Source organism: Ningiella ruwaisensis (assembly GCF_004798935.1).
In the GTDB taxonomy this organism is placed as follows: Bacteria; Pseudomonadota; Gammaproteobacteria; order Enterobacterales; family Alteromonadaceae; genus Glaciecola; species Glaciecola ruwaisensis.
In genome coordinates, this window is sequence record NZ_RAHT01000013.1 from 1 (window position 1) to 16563 (window position 16563).

The following is a 16563-nucleotide window of genomic DNA, read 5'->3' on the forward strand; positions in this document are numbered from 1 at the left end:
CGTGCTTTTTATTGTTCGGTTCGCACTTGCTGACAATGTAATCAACAGCCTTAGTAATTAAATCCGGCAGTTTAATTTCAGCTTTTAACGTTATTTCAGCGCTAGCAATCTTTGAGTCGTCTTCATCGCTATCAATATCCCCAGACACCTCAACTTCATAAAATACAGAATAGGCTGGGTCGTAATAGTTGAAGATATCTATCGGGCTCTCGCATGAATGAAATCCACCCTCAGCACACTTAACAACATCGCCATCATGCTTATATGTTTTGCCAACCTCATACTGAAATCCTAGGCAAGTTAAATCTTTATTCAAACCTTTGTATGCAATTTTCTTATCCATTGTTATATCTCCATCCTTGGCGCACTAAGCGCCAGCCGTTGGCGTGTGGCTTAATGTCAAACATGAAACCAAGCTTTTTTAGTCTTGAGCGCTCATTCCAAGCGCCTAAATAATCAAAGTGAATTAATTTAATAATCATTCTTTCCACTCCTTCGGGTAGCCGTTTTCAGCCAAAAGGTCATGTGCGTATTGGAATATAAAAATTCCAAACCACTTTGTTCTAATCTTGTTCGCTAGATCATCATCACCGCGTAGGTGATAGAAATTCAGCTTGTTGGCTATATCAGGCATGCCGATGGCTGAATTGCCGCCTAATGAGTCGTCAGTGAACGCTTCAACAACGTCATGATATGAAATGCCGTGTATTTTTAATCCGCGCTCTAAATCGTTTACAGCTTTGCAAACGTGTGTGTCGTTAAAGTTAAACTCTTGAACCTCTTGCGGCTGGCGGTTTTCGTAAACCGTTTGAGCTGCACTAAAGCCTTTAATTATCTCGGTCATTGTCTTTGCCTGTTTGTTGACTTGGTATTTATTTTACTATTGTAGTAAACATAGTCAAGTAATTTTACTAATTAAATAAATTTTAATTTACTATTATTTTTGCCAGGCATTAAAAAACCCGCCGAAGCGGGCTTAGATTTATCAAAGATATATTTATCTGTGCTTGTTAATTGTCATTAGATAATTAGGTAAATCGTACTTTGCATACTTTGTCATGCCAAGTTCAGAGATATGAAAAACATAATCACTATAGCCATCACTTGTATTGACGCGCAATCTAACATCATCAGACCTTAGCATCTGTTCGAAAGTCTCAATATCAATAAATGCACCGGCGCTTGAGTCGGTATAAATAGTGTTGCTCACACTGTTATAACCAGAATCACCAAGAATTGTGCGGCCAAATTCGACTCTCTCTTTAATATTGCCATCTATGTTGATGAGAAGAGATTCAAAGTTTGTATATCCCCCAGCGTCAACGGTAGAGTCGTAAGTTAAGTTAACACGTATTCTCTCAGGGTGAGCTTCATACCACGTAAAGCCAAATTTATGTATTGGCATATCCCACACAGACTCACCAGCAGCTACCCAGCATTTAGTAAAATCAACGCGAACTTGATTGGTAAACGTGTCGATCTCTTCTTTGATTTGACACATGTTAGTAAACATATTTCCGGTCGACTGGCAACCGCTTATAGCTATTGCTGCAATCAATAATATTTTTTTCATTATTATTTTCCTTTTACCAATCCGAAATCGAGTGAAATACCCGTCCAATAACTTTTACAAGCTCTCGCTCTTTTGCGCTTAGGTTTTCATCGGGATATTCTTCACTGTTAAAGCTATTTATGCGAAGGCCACCACCGGGCAACAAATATAATCGCTTAATTCTCAGCAAACCATCGTGATTTATAGCGTATGTGTCACCATCAACTATTTTTGTGTTGCCTCTATCTATCGCCACAACATCACCGCTGTTAAGTCTTGGCTCCATGCTATTACCAGAAACCTTTACACATGCTGCATTTTCAATAGCTACGCCCTTGCGCCTTAAAAATCCTTTATTGAATCTAAGTGTTGGGCCTTTTACTTCGGTCATAGCGTCAAAGCCAGAACCTGCTGCTAATTCTACTTCCATATAATACGGTACCTCTACTTCGTTATCAGATAACGGTGTTGAACTATCCCATACGTTCACAACGCCTATTTGCGAGTGGGCGCTTAGTGAATGGGCATGTAAATCATAGAAATTGCCGCTATGATCTTTATCTAACCAGTATTTTGGCTTATCAAAAGCCGCTTCAATCCTCCTTGCTACTTTTGGTCCAATATTTCTTTTACTTGATTTATTCTTTATTTGACTAATTTCTGCTGGTTGTAAATCTACTTTCTCACTAAAAAGCGTTTGATCTCCGTTTGTTTCAGTCTTAATCAAGTAAAGCATGTTCTGCAATCTAATATCTTTAACGTCCATAATTTATCCCTCGATGTTTTCCATACATCTTAAACATTGCAAATTACTATTAAATAACTAAAATAGTAAATTACTATTGCTAAAATTTACTAACATAGTAAAATAATGTCAAGATAATTTACTAAAAGGTTCAGAAATGACGTTTAAAGAGTTTCTAGAAAAAAGCCAATACTCTGAGGTTTATGCGAGCCATTGCCTTTTGTACAAGCCAAAATCAAGAGTTGCAAAAATAGCTGAAGCGCTTGGGTACAAACCGACTGAGGCAGATAAAAAAATGATGATTCAGATACGAGCGTCAAAGAAAGCAGCTTGAGACGTCTGGCACATGCGAGGCCCTTGTGTATCTAGTTATATCTCGCATGGAACACAAGACAAGCCGAATGTGCAAGCCAAAGCGTGAATTGCTTTCATGGTTGGTGGCCCGCCAATGGCGAAAGAGGGCACTTATCGAGATTGGCTTTATGAACTCCCTGTATATGGGTCGGTAAAGACGTAGAGAGACGAGTCAATCATCGATGGGTTTTACGGATACAGGGTATTTAGCTCAGTTGGTAGAAATAATGAAAACAATAAGAAGTTTAAATTTTAAAGATAGGTTTTTTTGGAAAGGTCAAAAATACATGCAGGTATTAAGACCTAAAAAACCAGAAAGTAATAAGTTCTATGTTGTTTGCGCTCCACTACCGCAAGGTGAATGGCTAGATATGCCCGCTGGAAGAAAAGTAAAACCAATAATTAGAATTTAAAGCCGACCTTGTGCGTTATAGGCTATTTAAGGTTAAACGCTCATTAATTTAAAGGTGGTTTATGAAGTGTGATCGTTGCGGAGTAGATGAAAGCGAAGATGAAACGGTTAAACGGACTTACTGCCCATACGCTAAAGAGATTCATGACGAAGTTGTTGAGTGCACTCTTTGCCAAGAATGCTTTCACCAAAGATGGATGGATACATAAACAATAAAAGCCCGCATAAGTGCGCGAACACTGCGGGCTAATAAGAGGTATAAAATGATACTAAGAATAAAACCAGAATTTAAAGATTTAATTCCACCGCTAAGCGATTCGGAGCGAGAACAGCTTGAACAAAATATCCTCTCAGATGGCATTATAAGAGAACCTATAGTTATTTGGCAAGGTTTCATCCTAGATGGGCACAACCGATACGATATTGCACATAAAAATGAACTAAGGTTTGAAGTTCATCCGATGGACTTTGAGGACGAAAATGAAGCCAAACTATGGATGATAAACAACCAGTTTGGACGAAGAAACCTCCCTCCATTCGTCAGGGCAGAACTGGCGCTTAAAGCTAAGCCGCTTATTGCTGAGAGGGCGAAGGAGAACTTAGTTGAAGCTGGTAAAAATAATGGAAAGGGTTTGCAGAATTCTGCAAAGGCTATAGATAAAGTAGACACTCGCGCGGAACTCTCTAAGCGCGCCGAAGTCTCCCACGATACCATTTCCAAAGCCGAAAAAATACTCGAAAAGGCCGATGAAGATACTAAGGCTAAGTTGCGTAGTGGTGAGATATCAATAAATGCCGCTTACAAAGAAATTAGAAAAGCCGACCTTCGCAAAAACCGAATAGAAAAAATTACAGAAATAAGTAAAGGGAACAGCATTCTACCATCAGATAAGAAGTATCCCCTTATCTACGCTGATCCACCTTGGCGCTATGAGACAGCAACAGAAAATAGAAAAATAGAGAATCAATACCCAACCATGTCAATTGATGAAATTTGCGAACTTGACGTTCCGGCGGCTGATAATTGCATTCTGTTTATGTGGGTAACAACAGCAATGATGGAAAAATGCTTTGATGTACTTAAAAGCTGGGGGTTTAAGTACAGAGCTAGCGCTGTTTGGGATAAGCAGAAAATGGGAATGGGCTACTTCTTTAGAGTTCAACACGAATTCTTAATTGTAGCAACTAAAGGCGATATTCCAACGCCAGAGCCTCAAAACAGGTTTAGATCAATATTCTCAACTCCATCAACCAAGCATAGCGCCAAGCCAGAGCAGGTCATTGAAGCTATAGAGAAGATGTACCCAGAACTTGAAAAGCTTGAGATGTTTTGCAGAAGCCCAAGAGAGGGCTGGAATGTATGGGGTAATCAAAGTGATGCAGCGTAATTTTAAAGATGATTTAAAAGCATCCCATGAAGATGCGAGCCTTGCAATATGGGAGCGGGCATATCGCAAGCTTTTCGTTAATTATTCCAGCATGGCTGACAACTTAACGGATGGTTTAGGCCAAAGGTGCGGTGTTGACAGGGTTATAATTTTAACTAATAGCAAGACTGTAAAAGTCGATGAAAAACTAATTGATGGAGATTACGAAAAGTTTTTTATTGAGTTCAAAAGTAGCGTTGAACACAACACGCCTGGGTGGGTAGAAAAAGAGCTTCTTTGCGATTACATACTTTATGTTTTCAAGAAGTCGGGGAAGTGTTTTTTGTTGCCAGTCCCTCAACTACAGAGAGCCTACGTTAAAAATAAAAACAAATGGCATAAGCAATATGTAACCTTTATGCAACCCAACAAAGGTTATACAACAGCAGGTTTGCTTGTACCTATAAAAGTTGTTATGCAAGAAATTGCGTATTCGCATTGCGCAAAAGTAGAGGTTGAATGATGAGTATTAAAATGATGTTCTCTGCTATGCAAATTGAGACAGGCAACCCAGTCACCAAGATCGTTTTATTAAAGCTAGCCGATAACGCAAACGACAAAGGTGAATGCTGGCCAAGTTATGAAAACATAGCCAAGGTGTGTGAAATATCCAAACGAACAGCTATGCGTCACATCGACAAGCTTATAGAAATGGGTTTTCTCACTAAACAGAAAAGAAAAGGTGAAAAAGGCAACACAAGCAACCTGTACAATTTAAGTTTAGATGGTGTCAGAGTGTCACCCCCTAGTGACACAGAGTCACTACCCCCTAGTGACACAGAGTCACCCGATCCTGTCAGTTCTTTAGAACCTGTCAATCAGAATGTCGGGTCTTCGACCCAACCTGCGCAAAATACTAGTCAATTGAGAAAGAAAGCTTTTGAACACTTTTGGTTAACATGGCGACAAGCTAAGAAGATGGCGGGCACGACCAATGATGCCCCAAAAGGCCATAGTGAAACCAAGTTCAATTTGCTTTTCCCTGTTTCGATGATTGAGAAAAAAGGCGCTGAATGGTTTCGGTACGAAATAAACCAGATGTGTGACTTCTGCAATTATGTTCACATTGAAATAGCTGAGGCCAGAGAGAATAACAGAAGGTCTGCTTTCGATAGGTTTGAAAGGATGATGCCTGAAAAATATTTCACTCAAAAACAATGGAGAGACTTTAACTGTGAGGTGGCAGTATGAACCAACTTATACCGCCTTACAATGGCGCAGCCGAACAAGCTTTGTTAGGCACTATTTTAGTAAACAACTCTGTTTTTGATGATATCGCACACCTAGTAAATGAATCGGACTTTTATTATCAGGCGAACCGCGAAATATTTAAGTTTATTGAAAAAGACTTACGCAAAGGAAAGGCTGTTGACGTTAACACATTAGCACCACACCAAGAACTGGACTTTGCTTACTTAATTGAGATCGCTAGACAGTCATCTTCACCAAAAAACGCGGTTGTTTATGCGCAAACTATTAAAGATAAAGCAATACAAAGAGAACTAATTCAAACATGCCATTCAATTGTAGAGTGCGCATATCAACCTCAAGAAAGTGTAATTGAATTATTAAGCGATGCTGAAAAGTCTCTATCTCAAGTTAGCGGTAAAATAAAAGTAAATACGAAAGATAATAGCGCTACAGCTGCATTGAAAGAAACGTTCGACGACTTGAGAAAAAGAGTTGAGTCGAATAATAGTTTGATGGGTATTTCAACAGGAATTGACTGCATTGACAGAAAAATAAACGGGTTAAAAAAATCTACTTTGATTGTTTTGGCAGCAAGACCAGGAATGGGAAAAACTTCTCTTGCACTCAACATGCTTGAGAACGAAGCGATGAATGGCGGTTTCCCTCTGTTATTTTCCGTTGAAATGCCACGCGTCCAGATAATGCAAAAAATAATAGCATCAAACGCTAACGTGCTTCTCCAAAACTTATTGAAGCCTAAATTGTTGGAAGATAGAGACTGGACTGCAATAACTGATGCAATGGCAAGGCTTAAGAAAACCAATTTAGAGATAATTGATAACGGTTCAATAACTACAGATCTCATTCGATACGAGACCAGACAGTATGTCAAAAAACATGGAAAAGTATCACTTGTAGTCGTTGATTACATACAGCTAATAAGCGGTAAGAACCCAGAAAACAGAACCCAAGAAATCAGCCAAATATCGAGAGACTTAAAAGCGCTAGCAAAAGAGTTTGAATGCCCCGTGCTTGCTTTAAGCCAGTTAAGTAGAAAATGTGAGGAAAGGAGAGATAAGCGACCACTTAATTCAGACTTGAGAGAATCAGGCCAAATAGAGCAAGACGCGGAAGAGATAATATTCATTTATAGAGACGAAATGTATGAGGAAGAATCACCAAACGAGGGTCTCGCTGAAATAATAATATCTAAATCTAGAATGGGTGTTGTAGGTACAGTTTACACTGAATTTAACGGTGCGATCTCTAAATTTCTAGAAACAAATAGGCGACCAGTAAAGAAGCAAAATAAAACATTTAAAGAGAGGTTTACAGCATGAAACCTCAAACCTGCGTTATCTCAAAGCCCGAACAAATGCAAAGTGTCGGCGCGGCTATTCGAGAAGTGATAAGAGACTTTGGAAAGTGCGCTATTAAGTTCGGCCCTCAACAATTCACGCGCTCACAAGCTCAAAACAGACTCTTATGGAAATGGCATGGCGAACTAGCCAAGCACATTCTTGACACACAAGGCGGCACTTTTAGCACTGATGATATTCATGAGTATGTCGTATCAAAGCTATTACCCAAGCGTGTCATTGACGGACTCGGTGAACCCATTATTGTTCGCGCTGAAACAAAGAAACTAAACACCAAAGAAATGACTGAATTTCTCAACCATTATGACGGCTGGGCGCTTACGACATACGCCTGCAAATTTACGCATCCAGACGACCTTTACTGGCAAGCAATGGGGGAAGAAAAGTGAACTACAAACTAGAACGACTCATATGCTGGTCAGTCATTGTCGCTTGTGCGGCGATTACAGGGCTTGTTTTTGCTTTTATGCTGGTATTGGTGTTTTCGTGAAAACTTGCAAAGTCTGCAAAACTAAGTTCAACCCAAGCTACACAAGCATGCAGAAAGTATGCTCTCAAGTTTGCGCTTTAGCACTGAGCAGGCAAGAGAGAAGCAAAGCAGAGCGCAAAAGGCTCAAAGAGCGCAAAGAAAAGCTTAAGACGCTCACAAACATTATCGCAGAGCTGCAACCCATCTTTAATGAATTTATTCGTTTAAGAGATAAAGACGAGCCTTGCATCAGTTGCCAACGGTTTCACCAAGGCCAAATACACGCCGGTCATTATCTAACAAGAGGGGCAAGACCAAATCTGCGCTTTGATGAAAATAATGTACACGCGCAATGCTCAGCATGTAACAACCATCTATCTGGCAATCTTATCAACTATCGAATCAATTTAATTAACAAGATAGGACTTGAGGAAGTAGAGCGACTAGAGAATGACCACGAACCTCGTCACTACACGAAAAAGGATATTGCTGAAATGAAAGCGCATTACCGCAAATTAATCAGAGAATTAAAAAAGGACGCAGCATGAACAACTTAAGTCAAGACAACTTCAAGCAATACTATAAACCCGAACGCTTTCGCCAAATCGCTTTAAGCGCCAAGAAAATAAAAGACCGTGAAACGCGTAGACGAATTGAAGAAAAGCGTGAACAACTGGCGCTAGAAAAGGAATTGAAGTTATGAACCGAGACCACGAGCCAATGTGCACCGGATGCGGCATAGACTCTCCGTTAATTAATACAAGTCAATACGGATGGATATGCAACGAATGCCACCAAGAGTTTGAGACTATCGATAGAACGTATGACCTAGAAGATCATGAGCGCAGAAAGCGAGAGCGGATAGCAGAGCAGAATGAGTATTGAGAATGAGCTTGCCAGTATCAGCCTTAATTATACGAAATATACGAAAAAGGGTGGGCATTCAGCAAAAGGAAATGGCCGAGATGTTTGGTTTTGGCGTTAATCAAATTTATATGTGGGAAAATGGTAAGTCTAGAATTCGCTTTGAAGATTTACTGCTGATAGTAGATTTTTACAACTTCAACTTAGAACAAGAAATAAAACTAGCAAGGAGTCAGAGTGCATAATTGGCGGACTTCATTACATATTAGATATTTTAGGAGAGCTAGATTATGAACATCTATGATCATGATGTGACAGAACTTCTGAAACAATGGGGCGCTTGGTCTTGCTCAGGACTTGGCTCTGGAAGTCTGGAGACCCCAACTTATGATAATGACCACTGGATTGATGACGGTATAGGCCTCGCAATAGATATGGCAGTTGGAAAGCTCAAGATAGCCGATAAGAACAAAAAAAATATGGATAATTACCGGAATCTAAAGAAATATGCACCAAGATACATTGCTATCACTCTTTACTACAAAGATAGATATAATATCCCTATGCTTGCTGATGCGCTAAAGTGCGGGGAAAATAAAGCAACTTTAATACTTAAATCGGGGGAGGCATTTATCGAAGCTGAACTTGGCTTACATGAGGTTGCTTAGCACTATTTATAGTGTTGCGAATCACCCCATGATGGATTTAAAATATCATTTATCATCGGGTTTTCTACTCTCTGATACAAAGTCGCCAGAGTAGCGGCTTTTTTTATGTCTTCCATTTGCCCTGCTTATGCGGGGCTTTTTAATATGACAACACCCCTCCCGCTACCCATAATAACAGCGCCCTGTGAGGGGTTAATTTTATGCGTGAGTCTAAATGAACTATCAAAAGATGCTCGAGCAAATAAAGTTGCATGAGGGTTTAAGATTAAAGCCTTACAAATGCACTGCGGGTTATTTAACGATAGGATATGGTCGCAATTTAGAATCAAAAGGCATAAGTGCAGATGAAGCAGAAGAGATGCTCTTAAATGATGTATCTGATGTAGAGCAATCGCTTGCACGACACGAATTATTATCAAGCAAACACAACGATGCTAGACGCGCAGTAGTGATAAATATGGCGTTCAATCTTGGCGTTGCTGGATTACTCGCATTCAAAAAGACATTAGATGCATATCGTAATCAACAATATTTAACAGCATCGATAGAAATGCTAGATAGCAAATGGGCTAAACAAGTTGGCATGAGAGCAAAAGTGCTTAGCGAGCAAATGCGAACAGGTGAATGGCAGTGAACTGGTCAGATATAAAAAACACCGTTGGCAAAATTGCTCCTTTGGTTGGTACTGCATTAGGTGGTCCAGCAGGTACGGCGATTGGTGGATTGATTGCGCATAAACTAGGCGTTGAAAATACTCCTGAAGCGGTAGCCCTAGAATTAAAAAACAATCCAGACGCCGCAGTCAAAGTAAGACAGCTTGAGCTCGAAGATGAGCAGCACTTTCGCGAAATAACATTTCAAACGTTGGATGCTGAACTTAAAGACAAGCAGAGCGCTAGAGAGCATCACAAATTCAGCAGAATGCCTGCGGTTATATGTTGCTCTCTTACAATTATGGTCTTACTAGGCGGCTATGCAATTTTCGCAACCGAGATACCAGAGCAAAACAGCACATTGGCAAACCTTTTATTTGGTGCATTACTGGCTAAGTGGGGCGACTCAATCGCTTATTGGGTGGGGACGACTCGCTCAAGTGCTGAAAAAAGCAAATTTAAGATTAATTAAAGGTATTAAGTAGTAATGAGCGACCTCATATCAAAGAAAGATTGGCACATAGAGAAGTCAGTCAGTGTAGGTCACATACTTACTACTATTATCATAGTTGTTGGCGGCTTCACATACTTTAGTGAACAAGACAAACTCATATCAGCTAACGCTCAGTCAATCGAGTTTTTGAAAGCGCAACGTGCGGAAGATTTAAGACGCATAGAGAAGCGATTAGATTTAATAGATTCAAAGCTTGATAAGCTTATAAGTAATGCCAACTAGGCCAGGTAAAGCATGTCGTGTTAACTCATGCGGCAATATAGTTAAAGACCATAGTCACAGAGGATATTGTGAAGCTCATAAAGATAGAGCAGGTTGGCACAACAACGAAAGATTGAAAGGCAACGACACAAAGCGCGGCTATGGTTGGGAGTGGCGTAAGTTACGTAAAATAGTACTAGAGCGTGACAATCATTTATGTCAAATATGCTTAAAGAAAGGTAAAGCGGTTACAGGCAATCAATGTGACCATATAATACCTAAGAGTCGAGGTGGAACGGACTCACTTAGCAATCTTCAAATATTATGTGTTGATTGTCATAGAAAAAAAACAGCTAAAGAATAAATAAACTATTTTACTAATTAGTGTATAATATTTAGCGTTGGCTAGGCTTAGCGGCTGAAAGAGAAAAAGAGTGCGCGTGTTGCGGTATAACATACTGTGTTATATCCAGTCACCATATGAAGGTTTGCAGTGATGATTGTCGAATCATCCTAGATAAGTTAGTAAGACGGAAGTGTAAGGCAAAGCGAAGAGCAATAGAGAAAGGATTAGACTCTGAGTCATTCGACCCTTTGGATATATTTGTTAGGGATAAATGGCGGTGCCAATGCTGTAAGGTAAAGCTTAATAAAAAGCATAGAGGCCTCACAACCCCGTTAGCGCCAGAGCTAGACCATATAATACCTTTAAGTAAAGGCGGCGCTCACACAAGATCAAATGTTCAGCTTCTTTGCAGAAGTTGCAACCTAAACAAAAGTAATAATTATTTTGAAGGCGAACAGCTACTACTTGTAGGATAAGGTAGGGGCACCCAAAATCTTCAGCAAGAGGATTTTACAACACCGCCGCCTAGCTTTTTTTACACGCCCGCAGTTCGAATTGAAAAAATGGTAAACCAATGAGCGCAGCTAAACCCACAGTTTTAAAATTACTAGAGGGAAATCCAGGCAAGCGCGCCATAAATAAAAAAGAGCCAAAGCCCCAAGTTAAGAAACTGGTCGCACCTAGCACGCTTTCAGTTTGGGCTAAAAAACGATTTACGTATTGGGCGGGCAAACTTGCTCCGGTCGGCATTACGACTGATTTAGATATTGGCGCTCTAACAAAGTTAGTTGAAGCCGAGGAAGAATATTCAACTCTCAGCAAAGAGATTGAGAAGCTTGGTATGACGCAAGTCACAACAAACATGAATGGCGATACTATCATCAAGCCTAATCCAGCCGTTCCTATGCGCGCCGATGCCTGGCGAAGAATTAAGATGATGTATGAACAGTTTGGTATGACTCCATCAGCTAGAACCAAGCTATCTGTCGAAGCTCCTAACGGTGACGATTTGCTGGACAAATACGGCCTGTAAATGTCTCTGCAATCTGCAGTTCAGTACGCCGCTGATGTTGTTGGCGGGAATGTTGTTGCGTGTCAGTGGGTTAAAAAAGCATGCCAGCGCTTTTTAAATGACTTAGAGCGCGATGATATTTACTTCGATGTAGATGCTGCAAAGTCAGTATTGAGTTTTTTCCCTGACTTTATCCGTCACGTTAAAGGCAAGTTAGCGGGAAAGCCATACGAGTTGTCAGATTGGGAAAGTTTCATACTTATCAATCTGTTTGGCTTCAAGCGTAAAGACGGCACTAGAAGGTTTAGAACCGCTTACGTTGAAGTAGCACGTAAAAACTCAAAAAGTACATTCTGTTCGGGTGTTGCGCTTTACTTAACCGCTTTTGACAAAGAAGGTGGCGCAGAGGTTTACAGCGCAGCAACGACAAGAGACCAAGCTCGGATAGTTTTTGGCGATGCGCAGAACATGATAAAGAAGTCTGCGCCGCTTAAGAAAGTGTTTGGTGTTCATAAGTTGAATATCCATCACACAGCAAGCTCTAGCAAGTTCGAGCCGCTTTCTTCTGATGCCGGTACGCTTGACGGTCTCAATATTCATTGCGCAATCATTGACGAGATACACGCTCACAAGACGCGTGAAGTTTGGGACGTTGTAGAGACAGCTACAGGCGCTAGAGAACAACCGCTTATCCTCGCGATAACAACAGCCGGGTTTAACAAGCAAGGCATAGGCTATGAGCAACGCGAGTATGTTACGAAGATACTCAACGGCGTTGCTGATGCTGATTATTATTTTGGTATTATTTTCACTCTTGATGAAGATGATGATCCATTCGATGAAAAAGTTTGGATCAAAGCGAACCCAAACCTCGGAAGATCTAAAAAACTAGATAACATGCGAGAGTTGGCAGGCAAGGCGCTAGAGATGCCAGCCGCCAGAAATAACTTTCTCACTAAGCATCTTAACGTTTGGGTGAACGTTGCAACCGCTTGGTTAGATATGGCTAAGTGGGATAAGTTGGAAACATCAACCGCTGACTTGAAGCAACTACCTTGTTACATCGGGTTAGATTTAGCAAACAAACAAGATTTGGCTGGTATCGTAGCCGCTTTCCCTGAAGGTAAAAAACTGCATTACATTTGCAAATTCTATTTACCTGAGAATCAGATTTACAACAAGTCTCGCAATCTTGGCAACATGTACGACACATGGGCTAAGCAGGGCTATTTAACGTTGACTGATGGCGACATTATCGACCACGAGGTTATCGAGCAAGACTTGCGCGAAATGCTATCGACTTATGATGTTAAGGCTATCGGATATGACTCTTGGGGCTCGACTCAACTAGCAATAAGGTTAGAGAGAGATGGTGCGCCGATGGTCGAGATAGCGCAAACCACGAAAAATTTTAGCGAAGCGATGAAAGAAGTTGAAGCGAAAGTGGTTTCTGGCGATTTGGTCAAAGATAAAAATCCTATCATGGATTGGATGGCTTCGAACATCGTTGTGAAGCTAGACCGAAATGAAAATTACTTTCCCAATAAAGAGCATAAAGATAACAAGATTGACGGCATGGTCGCTTTATTCATGGCTGTTAATCGAATGCTAGCCGGTGAAGATCCTAAACCCGAAATACGGATAAGAACACTTTAATGAGTATATTTAATAGATTATTTGGCAGGAAGAATGCCGAGATTATAGATACATCAGAGAAGTTAGCCGCTTTGCTTGGGTCATGGTATAGCTCTGATGCTGGCGAAGAAATTACATCAGCCAATGCGTTACAAATAACAACTGTCTATTCGTGTATTAGGGTTATTGCTGAATCAATCGGAATGTTGCCATCATCGATGATGGTTGAAACCCAAAAAGGTAAGGAAAAAGCCTTAGAGCATCCAGTTCATCGGCTTTTTAATGTGGCGCCTAATGAATACATGACGGCTCAAGAGTATAAAGAGCTAATTACCGCGCATTTAATGTTAAAGGGAAACCATTATTCATATATTAATCGCATAAACGGCAGGCCAGCAGAACTTTTGCCAATGGCACCAGACGCGGTCTCTGTAAAATTACTCAACGATTACACGGTTGAATACACTGTTACCTTTAAAAATGGCACTACTCAAGTCGTGCCTTCTGGCGATATCTTACACATAAAGTTAATGACGGTTGACGGAGTAACCGGCTTAAGCCCCATATCGCAGGCTAGAAACGCTTTAGGTCTGGCAAAAGCAACTGAACGACATGGGTCTAGACTATTTAAGAATGGCGCCAATCCATTTGGCGTATTAAAAGCGCAAGGCAACTTAACTGACGAGCAATTCAACGGCTTAAAAGGTCAGATTGAAAGCTATTCGGGTGATGGCGCTTTCAAACCTCTTATATTAGAAGGTGGCCTCGAATGGACACAGGTTGCTATATCACCAGAGGATTCGCAGTTTCTAGAAACTAGAAAGTACCAACGAAGTGAGATTGCGGGCTTATTTAGAGTGCCGCCGCATATGATTGGTGACTTAGAAAGAGCGACATTCTCAAACATTGAGCACCAAAGCCTGCAATTTGTGCGCGAGGCGCTCATGCCGCATATAACACGCATTGAAAACCGCGTTAGATTGTCACTAATACCCGAAAACGAGCAATCAAGATACTTCTTAAAGTTTAACGTCAACGCGTTATTGCGTGGAGATATGAAAACACGCGCCGAGTTTTATACAAAACTGCAACAAGCAGGTGCGTTATCACCTAATGAAATTAGAGAAAAAGAGGATATGAACCCGCGAGAGGGCGGCGATATTTATCTTACACCGTTAAATATGGCTATTAACGGTAAACCAATAGAGGAAAGCGAAAATGCTGACCAAGAATAAACTGCATGTAGGCTTTAAAGTAAAGTCTATATCAGATAGCGGAGAGTTTGAGGGTTACGGCTCTGTATTTGGGGTTAAAGACTCTTATAGCGACATTGTTGTTAAGGGCGCTTTCCAAAAGTCGCTTGATAAGTGGAAAAGTAAAAGCGGTTTTCCCGCAATGCTTTGGCAACACAAAATGGATGAGCCTATTGGCATTTACACCGAAATGTCAGAGGACGAAGTCGGCCTTAAACTAAAAGGCAGATTGTTAATTGATGATGATCCACTAGCTAAACGCGCTCACGCACACCTTAAAGCCGGTTCAATAACCGGTTTGTCAATCGGTTATTCATTGAATGAATATGATTACGATAGCGAGAAAGATGCATTCATCCTAAAAGATATCGATTTATGGGAAGTATCGCTCGTTACATTCCCTGCAAACGAAGAAGCAAGAATATCGGACGTTAAGACAGCCCTTAAAACCGGCGAAATCCCTCAACCCGCCTTATTTGAGAGATGCCTGCGCGATGTAGGTTTGACACGTTCGCAATCAAAAGCATTCATGGCTAATGGTTACAAGGCTCTGCGAGATGCAGATAAAGACGAAGAAAAGGCGCTCGCAGCGCTGAAATCCATATTTAACTAACTAAAAACTAAATTCATAGGCCGCTTAATTGCGGTTTTTTGCGTTTTATAGGAGGCCAAAATGGCTGTTGAATTAAAAGATATAGAGGAAGTCGCTAAAGACTTAGGCGCGAAGTTTAACGAGTTTAAATCAGCCAATGATAAGCAGTTAGAAGCGATTGACCAAGAAAAGTCAAAGCTTAGTGAGAAAGTTGACGGTTTGAACGAAAAGCTTAGCGAAATGGAGCAAATCAAAAAGCAACTTGAAACGCTCCAAAAGCAACAAAATCGTCCTGGCATTACTGATGATGCTAAAAATGAATATAAAGAAGGTTTCTTGAAGTTCATGCGCAAAGGCGATGCATCTAAGATTGAGACCAAAGCGGTTAACTTAGGCGATGATGCAGAGGGCGGATTTGCTGTACCGGAAGAACTAGATCGGGCAATCCTAGAGCTTGAGCGTGATGTTTCACCCATGCGTCAAGTTTGTAATGCTATTACCGTATCTGGCTCTAACTACCGCAAACTAGTTAATCTTGGCGGCGCAGCGTCTGGTTGGGTAGGTGAAGAAGCAGCTCGTCCTGAAACTGACGCACCAACTTTAGCACAACTTACTGCATCAATGGGTGAGATTTACGCAAACCCAGCCGCAACTCAGCAATCACTTGATGATATCTTCTTTAATGCAGAAGCGTGGATATCAAGCGAAGTCGCGACTGAGTTTGCAGAGCAAGAGGGTGAAGCTTTCTTAACTGGTAACGGTACGAATAAGCCAAAAGGCATTTTGGCTCACACGCTATCAGCATCGCCTGATGCAACTCGTACTTTTGGTCAAATTCAGCGAATCACGGCAGCAGGCACAACCGCCGTTACTGGTGACGAGTTGATTACCCTTATTCATTCGATGAAAAAAGCGTATCGAATGGGCGCATCTTTCATGATGAATAGCTTGACAGTCTCAGCTATTCGCAAGTTGAAAGATAGCGAGGGCAATTATCTGTGGAGACCAGGCTTGGAAGCTGGCGCACCTTCTGCCTTGCTTGGTTACAGCATTGTTGAAAATGAAGATGTGCCAGACCTAGCAGCCAACGCTAACGGTATATTGTTCGGTAATTTCAACCGCGCTTATACCATCGTAGACCGTATCGGCACTCGCATGCTACGCGACCCATACACTAACAAGCCGTTTGTACATTTCTACACTACTCGTAGAACTGGCGGCATGTTGACTGACAGCAATGCAGTCAAAGTGTTAAGACAAGCAGCATCTTAAGGAGAGGGGCCTAGTGCCCCTTTT

Annotated in this window: 28 protein-coding genes; 23 read left to right on the forward strand and 5 right to left on the reverse strand. The window is 41.1% G+C overall.

What is annotated here, in order from left to right; all coding sequences use genetic code 11:
• The 5 genes from D6V41_RS17500 to D6V41_RS17515 form a co-directional block, all read right to left on the reverse strand.
• Positions 1-343: DUF7666 domain-containing protein (locus D6V41_RS17500; RefSeq protein ID WP_206663275.1), on the reverse strand; the 343-nt coding region annotated here is incomplete at its 3' end.
• Positions 336-482, reverse strand: coding sequence for a hypothetical protein (locus D6V41_RS18210; protein ID WP_168711076.1), 147 nt, complete (start codon positions 480-482; stop codon positions 336-338). The genes D6V41_RS18210 and D6V41_RS17500, both read right to left, overlap by 8 nt.
• Positions 479-844: a hypothetical protein gene (locus tag D6V41_RS17505; protein ID WP_136252851.1), complete on the reverse strand. Its 366-nt coding sequence runs from the start codon at positions 842-844 to the stop codon at positions 479-481. The genes D6V41_RS18210 and D6V41_RS17505 overlap by 4 nt, the downstream gene beginning before the upstream one ends.
• 153 nt (positions 845-997) lie before the next feature.
• On the reverse strand, positions 998-1573 hold the full coding sequence (locus D6V41_RS17510; RefSeq protein WP_136252852.1) for a hypothetical protein: 576 nt from the start codon (positions 1571-1573) through the stop codon (positions 998-1000).
• Between the two features lie 13 nt (positions 1574-1586).
• Positions 1587-2318 (reverse strand): S24 family peptidase, encoded by a 732-nt coding sequence (locus D6V41_RS17515; protein WP_241664593.1) that lies wholly within the window; start codon positions 2316-2318, stop codon positions 1587-1589.
• A gap of 136 nt (positions 2319-2454) precedes the next feature.
• Between D6V41_RS17515 and D6V41_RS18285 the strand changes: the two genes are divergently transcribed.
• The 23 genes from D6V41_RS18285 to D6V41_RS17615 all read left to right on the forward strand — a co-directional run bounded on the left by D6V41_RS18285 (position 2455) and on the right by D6V41_RS17615 (position 16539).
• A complete protein-coding gene (locus D6V41_RS18285; protein ID WP_206663276.1) occupies positions 2455-2631 on the forward strand; it encodes a hypothetical protein in 177 nt (58 codons plus the stop codon).
• A gap of 202 nt (positions 2632-2833) precedes the next feature.
• The gene (locus D6V41_RS17520; RefSeq protein ID WP_136252853.1) at positions 2834-3064 is read left to right on the forward strand and encodes a hypothetical protein; all 231 of its coding nucleotides are present in this window, start codon (positions 2834-2836) and stop codon (positions 3062-3064) included.
• A 61-nt stretch (positions 3065-3125) separates the two neighbouring features.
• The gene (locus D6V41_RS18215) at positions 3126-3272 is read left to right on the forward strand and encodes a hypothetical protein (RefSeq protein ID WP_168711077.1); all 147 of its coding nucleotides are present in this window, start codon (positions 3126-3128) and stop codon (positions 3270-3272) included.
• A 54-nt stretch (positions 3273-3326) separates the two neighbouring features.
• Positions 3327-4451, forward strand: coding sequence for an MT-A70 family methyltransferase (locus D6V41_RS17525; RefSeq protein WP_136252854.1), 1125 nt, complete (start codon positions 3327-3329; stop codon positions 4449-4451).
• On the forward strand, positions 4375-4953 hold the full coding sequence (locus tag D6V41_RS17530) for a hypothetical protein (protein ID WP_136252855.1): 579 nt from the start codon (positions 4375-4377) through the stop codon (positions 4951-4953). The genes D6V41_RS17525 and D6V41_RS17530 overlap by 77 nt, the downstream gene beginning before the upstream one ends.
• Positions 4950-5681, forward strand: a complete 732-nt coding sequence (locus D6V41_RS17535; RefSeq protein WP_206663277.1) for a helix-turn-helix domain-containing protein — start codon at positions 4950-4952, stop codon at positions 5679-5681. Before D6V41_RS17530 ends, D6V41_RS17535 begins: the two co-directional genes overlap by 4 nt.
• Positions 5678-7021, forward strand: coding sequence for a replicative DNA helicase (gene dnaB, locus D6V41_RS17540; RefSeq protein ID WP_136252856.1), 1344 nt, complete (start codon positions 5678-5680; stop codon positions 7019-7021). The genes D6V41_RS17535 and dnaB overlap by 4 nt, the downstream gene beginning before the upstream one ends.
• Positions 7018-7449 (forward strand): recombination protein NinB, encoded by a 432-nt coding sequence (locus D6V41_RS17545; RefSeq protein WP_136252857.1) that lies wholly within the window; start codon positions 7018-7020, stop codon positions 7447-7449. The genes dnaB and D6V41_RS17545 overlap by 4 nt, the downstream gene beginning before the upstream one ends.
• A gap of 97 nt (positions 7450-7546) precedes the next feature.
• On the forward strand, positions 7547-8077 hold the full coding sequence (locus D6V41_RS17550; protein WP_421907957.1) for a recombination protein NinG: 531 nt from the start codon (positions 7547-7549) through the stop codon (positions 8075-8077).
• Positions 8074-8232, forward strand: coding sequence for a hypothetical protein (locus D6V41_RS18220; RefSeq protein WP_168711078.1), 159 nt, complete (start codon positions 8074-8076; stop codon positions 8230-8232). Before D6V41_RS17550 ends, D6V41_RS18220 begins: the two co-directional genes overlap by 4 nt.
• The gene (locus tag D6V41_RS17555; RefSeq protein ID WP_136252859.1) at positions 8229-8414 is read left to right on the forward strand and encodes a hypothetical protein; all 186 of its coding nucleotides are present in this window, start codon (positions 8229-8231) and stop codon (positions 8412-8414) included. Before D6V41_RS18220 ends, D6V41_RS17555 begins: the two co-directional genes overlap by 4 nt.
• Before the next feature lie 2 nt (positions 8415-8416).
• The gene (locus D6V41_RS17560; RefSeq protein WP_136252860.1) at positions 8417-8638 is read left to right on the forward strand and encodes a helix-turn-helix domain-containing protein; all 222 of its coding nucleotides are present in this window, start codon (positions 8417-8419) and stop codon (positions 8636-8638) included.
• Between the two features lie 45 nt (positions 8639-8683).
• The gene (locus tag D6V41_RS17565) at positions 8684-9061 is read left to right on the forward strand and encodes a hypothetical protein (protein WP_136252861.1); all 378 of its coding nucleotides are present in this window, start codon (positions 8684-8686) and stop codon (positions 9059-9061) included.
• A gap of 214 nt (positions 9062-9275) precedes the next feature.
• Positions 9276-9695: a glycoside hydrolase family protein gene (locus tag D6V41_RS17570; protein WP_136252862.1), complete on the forward strand. Its 420-nt coding sequence runs from the start codon at positions 9276-9278 to the stop codon at positions 9693-9695.
• On the forward strand, positions 9692-10186 hold the full coding sequence (locus D6V41_RS17575; protein WP_136252863.1) for a hypothetical protein: 495 nt from the start codon (positions 9692-9694) through the stop codon (positions 10184-10186). The genes D6V41_RS17570 and D6V41_RS17575 overlap by 4 nt, the downstream gene beginning before the upstream one ends.
• A gap of 15 nt (positions 10187-10201) precedes the next feature.
• Positions 10202-10450 carry a hypothetical protein gene (locus tag D6V41_RS17580; RefSeq protein WP_136252864.1) on the forward strand — a complete coding sequence of 83 codons (249 nt, stop codon included), beginning with the start codon at positions 10202-10204 and terminating at the stop codon, positions 10448-10450.
• Complete coding sequence (locus D6V41_RS17585; RefSeq protein WP_136252865.1) at positions 10440-10793, forward strand: HNH endonuclease; 354 nt, start codon at positions 10440-10442, stop codon at positions 10791-10793. The genes D6V41_RS17580 and D6V41_RS17585 overlap by 11 nt, the downstream gene beginning before the upstream one ends.
• Positions 10794-10909: 116 nt before the next feature.
• Complete coding sequence (locus tag D6V41_RS18555) at positions 10910-11251, forward strand: HNH endonuclease (protein WP_136252866.1); 342 nt, start codon at positions 10910-10912, stop codon at positions 11249-11251.
• Positions 11252-11349: 98 nt separating this feature from the next.
• Positions 11350-11808 (forward strand): phage terminase small subunit P27 family, encoded by a 459-nt coding sequence (locus tag D6V41_RS17595; RefSeq protein ID WP_136252867.1) that lies wholly within the window; start codon positions 11350-11352, stop codon positions 11806-11808.
• Complete coding sequence (locus D6V41_RS17600) at positions 11809-13443, forward strand: terminase large subunit (protein ID WP_136252868.1); 1635 nt, start codon at positions 11809-11811, stop codon at positions 13441-13443. It begins immediately after the preceding gene.
• Positions 13443-14657 (forward strand): phage portal protein, encoded by a 1215-nt coding sequence (locus tag D6V41_RS17605; RefSeq protein WP_136252869.1) that lies wholly within the window; start codon positions 13443-13445, stop codon positions 14655-14657. Before D6V41_RS17600 ends, D6V41_RS17605 begins: the two co-directional genes overlap by 1 nt.
• Positions 14641-15288, forward strand: coding sequence for an HK97 family phage prohead protease (locus tag D6V41_RS17610; RefSeq protein ID WP_136252870.1), 648 nt, complete (start codon positions 14641-14643; stop codon positions 15286-15288). Before D6V41_RS17605 ends, D6V41_RS17610 begins: the two co-directional genes overlap by 17 nt.
• Before the next feature lie 60 nt (positions 15289-15348).
• Positions 15349-16539, forward strand: a complete 1191-nt coding sequence (locus tag D6V41_RS17615) for a phage major capsid protein (protein WP_136252871.1) — start codon at positions 15349-15351, stop codon at positions 16537-16539.
• The last annotated feature ends 24 nt before the right edge of the window (positions 16540-16563 follow it).

Coding starts and splice junctions, on each gene's coding strand:
- D6V41_RS18210 (WP_168711076.1), bottom strand. CDS start 482: ATGATTATTAAATTAATTCACTTTGATTATTTAGGCGCTTGGAATGAG.
- D6V41_RS17505 (WP_136252851.1), bottom strand. CDS start 844: ATGACCGAGATAATTAAAGGCTTTAGTGCAGCTCAAACGGTTTACGAA.
- D6V41_RS17510 (WP_136252852.1), bottom strand. CDS start 1,573: ATGAAAAAAATATTATTGATTGCAGCAATAGCTATAAGCGGTTGCCAG.
- D6V41_RS17515 (WP_241664593.1), bottom strand. CDS start 2,318: ATGGACGTTAAAGATATTAGATTGCAGAACATGCTTTACTTGATTAAG.
- D6V41_RS18285 (WP_206663276.1), top strand. CDS start 2,455: ATGACGTTTAAAGAGTTTCTAGAAAAAAGCCAATACTCTGAGGTTTAT.
- D6V41_RS17520 (WP_136252853.1), top strand. CDS start 2,834: ATGGGTTTTACGGATACAGGGTATTTAGCTCAGTTGGTAGAAATAATG.
- D6V41_RS18215 (WP_168711077.1), top strand. CDS start 3,126: ATGAAGTGTGATCGTTGCGGAGTAGATGAAAGCGAAGATGAAACGGTT.
- D6V41_RS17525 (WP_136252854.1), top strand. CDS start 3,327: ATGATACTAAGAATAAAACCAGAATTTAAAGATTTAATTCCACCGCTA.
- D6V41_RS17535 (WP_206663277.1), top strand. CDS start 4,950: ATGATGAGTATTAAAATGATGTTCTCTGCTATGCAAATTGAGACAGGC.
- dnaB (WP_136252856.1), top strand. CDS start 5,678: ATGAACCAACTTATACCGCCTTACAATGGCGCAGCCGAACAAGCTTTG.
- D6V41_RS17545 (WP_136252857.1), top strand. CDS start 7,018: ATGAAACCTCAAACCTGCGTTATCTCAAAGCCCGAACAAATGCAAAGT.
- D6V41_RS18220 (WP_168711078.1), top strand. CDS start 8,074: ATGAACAACTTAAGTCAAGACAACTTCAAGCAATACTATAAACCCGAA.
- D6V41_RS17555 (WP_136252859.1), top strand. CDS start 8,229: ATGAACCGAGACCACGAGCCAATGTGCACCGGATGCGGCATAGACTCT.
- D6V41_RS17560 (WP_136252860.1), top strand. CDS start 8,417: ATGAGCTTGCCAGTATCAGCCTTAATTATACGAAATATACGAAAAAGG.
- D6V41_RS17565 (WP_136252861.1), top strand. CDS start 8,684: ATGAACATCTATGATCATGATGTGACAGAACTTCTGAAACAATGGGGC.
- D6V41_RS17570 (WP_136252862.1), top strand. CDS start 9,276: ATGAACTATCAAAAGATGCTCGAGCAAATAAAGTTGCATGAGGGTTTA.
- D6V41_RS17580 (WP_136252864.1), top strand. CDS start 10,202: ATGAGCGACCTCATATCAAAGAAAGATTGGCACATAGAGAAGTCAGTC.
- D6V41_RS17585 (WP_136252865.1), top strand. CDS start 10,440: ATGCCAACTAGGCCAGGTAAAGCATGTCGTGTTAACTCATGCGGCAAT.
- D6V41_RS18555 (WP_136252866.1), top strand. CDS start 10,910: ATGAAGGTTTGCAGTGATGATTGTCGAATCATCCTAGATAAGTTAGTA.
- D6V41_RS17595 (WP_136252867.1), top strand. CDS start 11,350: ATGAGCGCAGCTAAACCCACAGTTTTAAAATTACTAGAGGGAAATCCA.
- D6V41_RS17600 (WP_136252868.1), top strand. CDS start 11,809: ATGTCTCTGCAATCTGCAGTTCAGTACGCCGCTGATGTTGTTGGCGGG.
- D6V41_RS17605 (WP_136252869.1), top strand. CDS start 13,443: ATGAGTATATTTAATAGATTATTTGGCAGGAAGAATGCCGAGATTATA.
- D6V41_RS17610 (WP_136252870.1), top strand. CDS start 14,641: ATGCTGACCAAGAATAAACTGCATGTAGGCTTTAAAGTAAAGTCTATA.
- D6V41_RS17615 (WP_136252871.1), top strand. CDS start 15,349: ATGGCTGTTGAATTAAAAGATATAGAGGAAGTCGCTAAAGACTTAGGC.